This is a genomic window from Streptomyces alkaliterrae, assembly GCF_007097205.2.
GTDB lineage: Bacteria > Actinomycetota > Actinomycetes > Streptomycetales > Streptomycetaceae > Streptomyces > Streptomyces alkaliterrae.
Genome location: NZ_VJYK02000306.1, coordinates 1 through 6,482, shown reverse-complemented (window position 1 = coordinate 6,482; position 6,482 = coordinate 1). Strand labels below are relative to the sequence as shown.

At 68.9% G+C, this 6,482-nt stretch carries 4 protein-coding genes and 1 pseudogene; 4 read left to right on the top strand and 1 reads right to left on the bottom strand.

Features of this window, described 5'->3' with window-relative positions; translation table 11 throughout:
• Window positions 1–647 (bottom strand): annotated as a pseudogene (locus FNX44_RS22130) (DUF2637 domain-containing protein); the annotation flags it as partial.
• A 43-nt stretch (window positions 648–690) separates the two neighbouring features.
• On the opposite strand from FNX44_RS22130, the gene FNX44_RS22125 reads away from it, so the two are divergent.
• The 4 genes from FNX44_RS22125 to FNX44_RS22110 all read left to right on the top strand — a co-directional run.
• Window positions 691–2,223 (top strand): site-specific integrase, encoded by a 1,533-nt coding sequence (locus tag FNX44_RS22125; RefSeq protein WP_143650544.1) that lies wholly within the window; start codon window positions 691–693, stop codon window positions 2,221–2,223.
• Entirely contained in the window at window positions 2,220–3,962 is a 1,743-nt protein-coding gene (locus FNX44_RS22120) for a hypothetical protein (RefSeq protein WP_143650543.1), read from the top strand. Before FNX44_RS22125 ends, FNX44_RS22120 begins: the two co-directional genes overlap by 4 nt.
• Window positions 3,959–6,112 (top strand): integrase, encoded by a 2,154-nt coding sequence (locus FNX44_RS22115; protein ID WP_143650542.1) that lies wholly within the window; start codon window positions 3,959–3,961, stop codon window positions 6,110–6,112. The genes FNX44_RS22120 and FNX44_RS22115 overlap by 4 nt, the downstream gene beginning before the upstream one ends.
• Window positions 6,109–6,482 (top strand): hypothetical protein (locus FNX44_RS22110; protein ID WP_143650541.1); only part of this gene is annotated, 374 nt, incomplete at its 3' end. The genes FNX44_RS22115 and FNX44_RS22110, both read left to right, overlap by 4 nt.

The following is a 6,482-nucleotide window of genomic DNA, read 5'->3' as shown; positions in this document are numbered from 1 at the left end:
TGTGTATAACAGACAGGGGTCGGGGCGACCGTCCCCTCGGTGGCCCTGGCGGCGGGGAGCGGCGTCGTGAGCTCTGCCGCCGGCGGGCCGTCGGCCCTCGCCGGCAGGGCGGCCGCCCCGTTGCCGACCGGTGCGACGGCCGTACCGGGTACGGTGATGCCCGCCGCGGCCAGCCCTTCGGCTCCCGTCTCCGCCAGCGGGACGCCGTACTTGGCCAGTTTGAGCGGCATCAGCGCCTCGACCGGGGCCTTGCGGCGCCAGCCGCGCCCGTAGCGGGCACGCAGCCTGGCCTGGTAGACGAGCCGGTCCCGTTCCAGCCGGATCACCTCGTCGTAGCTGCGCAGCTCCCACAGCTTCATGCGGCGCCACAGTCGGAACGTCGAGGGGAAGGCGAGCAGCCAGCGGGAGAGCCGGACGCCTTCCATGTGGCGGTCGGCGGTGATGTCCGCGATGCGGCCCACCGCGTGCCGGGCCGCCTCAACGGAGACGACAAAAAGCACGGGGATGACCGCGTGCATGCCGACGCCGAGCGGGTCGGGCCAGGCGGCGGCGCCGTTGAAGGCGATCGTGGCGGCCGTCAGCAGCCAGGCCGTCTGCCGCAGCAGCGGGAAGCCGATGCGCAGCCACGTCAGCAGCAGGTCCAGGGATTCCCTGATGATTCAATGAGTTCAAGCGTCAAGGGAGGCGTACATGGGCTCGTGGTTCGTGGTGTGGGTGCCGGATCCGGGGCGGTGGGGCGTCCTGCCTCAGGAGGGAGTGCTGGGGGTGCGGGACCTGCCGCAGGCCGTGGCCCGGATCGGGCTGCGCCCCGGCGATCCGGTGTTCGTGAGGCCGGACGGAGTGGTGGATGCGGACCTGCTGGACTTCGTCCGCTCAAAGGAGTTCCGGAACCTGGAACGGGAGACGAAGCGGAACTACGCGACGGACATCCGACTGCTGCTGGAGTTTTTGTCCTCGCGGCAGGTGCCGTGGCGGAGGGCCACTGAGCAGGACTTGGCCGACTACCGGAACTGGCGGTGTGAGGCGCTGACGAACCCGGAGCGGATCAGCGGGACGAAGTGGAACCGGGAGGCGGCGGCGTTTACGAAACTGTTCACATGGGGGAAGGTCCGCCCGTTGCCGGTGGACGTGTCACGACGTGAGGACCGGGCGGCGGATTCGGTCAGTGCGCGGGTGTCGTGGCTGACGCCGCGCACCTGGGCCCTGTGGTCGGACATTGGACTGCGCGGCCACAGCAAGGCCGGGGTGCCGATGCCGGGGTGGGACTCGCGAACGGAGTTGCGCAACACGGCTTTTGTGCAGCTGCTGCTCAGCTCCGGGCTACGACGGCAGGAGGGCGGATCGATGCTGACATTCGAGTTGCCCACGCAGCGGCTGCGGCGCGGCAGATACTGCCACGGTGCCATTGCAGGGGCGGTGACCAGGGCGAAGAAGGGCCGGACGTTCTACGCGTCGGTGGATGCGGTTGGGCAGGTCGAGGCATATGTCGAGTCGGAGCGGGCGTGGGCGGTGCAGCGGGCCCAGGCGGAGGGCCGGTATGAACGTCTGCCGGTGATGAGGCTGGTCACGAAGGTGACGCGTGGGCCGAAACCGATGGTCGAGTGGGTGGACCAGGAGGGCGTCGCTGGTGCCCGGGAGCTGGGCCGGTTGGGGTGGCGGGAGCGGCAGTGGCTGTTCTTGGAGGGGCCGGAAGGGCCGGAGCCCGCCTGGCTATGGCTGTCCGAGCAGGGCCTGCCGATGGCTCCGGATCGCTGGAACGGAGTTTTCCGGGCCGCGAACCTGCGCTGCGAAGAGGTCCTGCTCACACCGGCGGAGCGGCAGATGGGCCGGCGATTTCGGCTGGCGGAGGTACGCGGCAAGAGCCCGTACGCGACACCGCACTCCACCCGGCACTCGTACGCGCTCTACATGCTGGTGGTGCTGAACGAGCTGATGGAGAACCGCTACGGGCTCTCGCCGAAGGACCGGCGGGACTTCGCGCTGCTCTTCGGCGACCCGTGGTGGCTGGTGAAGACGCTGCTGGGACATGCGGACGTGGAGACGACGAAGCGGCACTACCTCGCGCCTGTTGCTCACCTGCAACTGGAGTCGATCCTCGCCGCCGCTGATAGCAGCGAGGAGCGGGACGAGGACCGCAGCAACCTGGACGATGTCTTCGCGCGGCTTTCCCGTGAGTCGGCGGGCATCCAGGACATCGACGTTCTCCTCGGGGAGACGTCATGAGTCGGCGTGGGAAGAGGGCCGAACTGCCTCCCGCCGATCACCGCAGCGAGCCGCCGCTGAAGCCGGACGGGCTGGTGGTCAAGGTCGTCAACAAGGCTGGATATACCAAGGAGTTCGACTTCGCAGCGTTGCCGGTCCCTGAGCCCATGCAGCGCTCGCTGGCTCGGTTGTTCGCGGCTCAGTCGAGGGTGTGGACCAGCCACGAGACGGCCAAGACCTGCTGGTCCAGGGTGATGGCCTTTGCCACCTTCCTGTCCGAGCTGGAAAGTACGCCGCAGGATCTCGACGGTTTGACCGTGGCTATGCTCAAGCGCTGGCGCGCCCGGCACGTCAGCACTGTCACCGGCAAGGCCGTGCTGAGCACAGTGCGCCTGCTGTTGCAACAGGACCCGCGATTCGCCGACGGGCCCGTGACGGAGGAACTGCTGCGGCGGTTCCCCGCCGCGAAGCCCAGCAAGCAGTCCTACGCAGGCGACGAACGTAAGGGCGTTGTGCTGGCTGCGCAGCGACAGTTCAGAGCAGCGTGGCTGCGGATCGGTGAGAACACCCGCCTGCTGCGGGCATGGCGAGCGGGCGACTTGGAGGAGAACAGCCGGGACTGGCGGCTCGGTGCAGTCCTGGACCATCTCGCGCGTACAGGCGATGTCCCGCGCAGCATTCTGCCGAGCGGCCAGTCCCACGTGGATCACCGCAACCTCCTTGGTGGGGCCGGTCCTGAGCAGACCTGGGGTCGCCTGTTCCTGTCGCGGGAGGAGCTGACGGCGCTGGCTGTCCTCCTCACCGACCGGTTCGCCTGGAATCTGAAGGTCTACGACCGGCTGCCGACCCCGACTGCCGGCTCATCCGTGGGGGAGAAGACCGCGACCACGTACCAGGTGAAGGTGGAGAAGCGTCGTGCGGGCGGGGGGCGCTGGTTCTCCACCGAGGACGTCACCGATTCTGGTGCCGACTCCCCGGGACGGCTGATCACGCAGGCGTTGGAGGCCACCGCACACGGTCGTGAGCTGGCCGCACGCCTGGCACCGGGCACCGATCTGTTGATGGTCTCGCGCCTTTACGCGCCGAGGCGGGCCGCCCATCGGCACCAGGACACCGAGCGTCCGCGGCCGGTGGGCCCCTTGTCCTTCGGTATCGCCTATAGCGACGCGCAGCGCTGGGCGCAGGCGCACGGCCTCGGCGGCTCGCCTTTCCAGCGCACGCGCCGCACGACGGTGACCCGGGAGGGCGTCCCCCGGCAGCACTCCCAGAGCACCCACGAGCGCGTGTACGTCCTGCCTGACGAACACGTGAAGCGTGCCTCGCGCAGCGTCTTCGCGGATGGCGCCGAGGAGGCTCTCGAACAGGCTGAGGTGGCGGTCTTCGGCGGGCATCTCGCCGACGCTCCGGATCCTGAGCACGATCAGACGGCGACGGCGGACTGTGAGGATGAGACGACCAGCCCATGGCCCACGCCGGAAGGCGGCTGTGGAGCCGACTTCTTGCTCTGCTTGGCCTGCAAGAACGCCTACGTCCACCCTGGACACCACCCCCGTCTCGCCCTCCTGCGCCAGCAACTCGACAGCCTGCGCTCCGTGCTGGACGAGGGTGTGTGGAACGAACGGTGGCAGGACCACTCACTGCGGCTCGAAGACCTACGCGACAAGGTCGGCGCCGCGGCCTGGGACGCGGCCCTGGCCCGAGCCGGCAGCGATGACCACGCCCTCGTCCAGCTGCTGGTGAAGGGAGACCTCGCACCGTGACCAGCGCTCTCGCCCACGACGACGACCCGTACATCCTGCCGATGCCCACCCCGGACAGCCCCGCGGTGCTGCCCCAGTGGATCAACCCTGGCAACACCCATCCGAACTCCCGCTACCGCGACCCCGTCTGGTCACTGGCACCACTCATCGACAATCCCGGCGCCACCCTGATCTCGATCCACTGGAAGAACTGCCCGGCACCCTTGCGGGACGAGATGAAGCTCGTGGTCTGGTCCTTGATCAACGGCGAGCGGAGACCCACCTTCCTCCGTACCAAAGGACTCACAGCCCGGAGCCGGGGCGCGGCCACGACCATGCTGCAGAAGTACTGCGAATGGTTCCGGCTGGCCCGCTGGCTACACCAACGCGGCATCACCCGCCTCGCGGACTGCACCCAGGACCAATGGCGGACCTACGCGAGCGAGCGCCGAGATGAGGGCATCAGTCGTGTCCATGCCGAGATGGTCCTCGGCTACTTCACGGACCTGTGGGTGTACGACCAGCTCAGCGCCCGCCCCACAGGCATCAGCTGCCCACCGTGGGAGACCGAGGGTATCGACGACTACCTTCCCGCCGCCGACGGGACAGACAGGGCAGAGAACTCCACCGAGCCCCTCGACCCGCAGGTCCTGGGCCCACTGCTCATCTGGGCGCTGCGGTTCGTCGACAACTTCTCCGAAGACATCCTGGCAGCCTGGGCCGAACAGCGCCGCCTGGTGGACGTGGCGGCGAACAACACAGCCACCTCGGCGAGTCGGGCCGCCCTCAAGGACTACCTGCTCCCGCTGGTCAACACGGGTGCCCCGATACCCGCCGCACACGCCAAGGGCAGGCTCTACCTGGCCCGTGACTACGTCGCAGCGCACACCGGCGCCACCCGCACCCAGATCGAGCGACTCGTCAAACTGCACAACCTCCAGGACCTCGTCCTTGAGCGCCCTGCTCCCTGCCCCCTGAATGTTCCGGTCACCGGAGAGATCGAGGGCAGACCCTGGCGCGAACACATCGCCTTCGGTGAAGCCACCACGCTGATGCAGCATCTGGGTACCGCCGCCGCCATCGTGATCGTCTACCTCACCGGCATGCGCCCCCAAGAGGTTCAGGCTTTGCGCTCGGGCTGCTGCCCCGACCCCGAGCCGGCCACCGACGGCACCACGGGCCGACACCTGATCCGCAGCCACCACTTCAAGAACGTCCTCGACGACAACGGCAACCACGCCTCCGCCGGTGAGGTACGAGACGTCCCCTGGGTTGCCATCACGCCGGTCGTCCGCGCCATCCGCGTCCTGGAACGCATGGTCCCTGAAGGCGAACTTCTCCTCAGCGCCGCCCACCACGACGTTCACCGCCCCGGCGGCAAGCAGACCCAAGGATCGATCCGGCGCACCTCTCTGAACAGGCGGATCGAGTCCTTCGTCGCCTGGGTAAACCGTGAGGCCGAGGATCAGGGGCTGCCCGACCAGGCCATCCCCGAGGACCCGTACGGCGCGATCGGCATGTCCCGGTTCCGCCGCACGCTGGCCTGGCACGTTGCTCGCCGCCCCGGCGGACTGATCGCCCTAGCCATCCAGTACGGCCACATGCGTACCGTCCTGGACACCCGCACATCCAGCGGCTACGCCTCACGCAGCCGCCGCGGCCTGCACAGCGTCCTCGACGTCGAGACCGCCCTGGCCGCCGCCGACACCGCCGCCCGTCTACGCGACCGCACCGCGGCCGGCGAGAAGATCTCCGGACCAGCCGCCCGCCGCGCGGTCACCGTCGCCGGACAAGCGCCTCGATTCGAAGGCCGCCTGGTCCCCAAGACCTTCGCGAAGAAGGCCACCGCCTTCCTGGCCCGGGACGGAGTCGTCCTTTACGACAACCCGGACGCGTTCCTGATCTGCGCCTTCAAGCACGACAACGCACTCTGCGAACCCGATCCGGGCGCCAACGCCCCGAGGCAGTACGCCTGCAAGCCCGGCTGCGGCAACACGGTCCGCACCGACACCCACGCTCGCCAACTGCGCCAGCGAGCCGACGAGATCGACCAGTTCGCCCAACACGCACCCGGACCCATTGCCCGGAAACTGCAGGCCAACGCCGCCCGGCTCCGTGAGACGGCCGCCACCCACGACACCACCGCCCAGACCATCGAGGCTTTGACATGACCCAGCGGCACCAGGACGAGCGCATCCGCATCCGCGAGGCCATGGACCGGCTCCTGGCCGGGCGGCCCACCGTCTCCAACGGCAGCCTCACCGTCACCGCCCTGGCCGTCGAAGCCGACGTCCACCGCATGGCCCTCATGAAGCGGCACGCAGACCTGAAGAACGAGTTCTACGAACGTGTCCGCAACGAGACCCAGCAGGTCCCGGAGACCGAGAAGCGACTGCGGGAGACCGTCGGCAAGCTCAAGAAGACGGCCGCGAACCAGAAGGAGGAGATCGACGAGCTCCGTCAGCAGGTGACCCTGCTCGCCATGGCCGGCGCCGTCCTCGTCGACGGCCGGGGCGCCCCGCCCGCCCCTGAGCCGCCTCC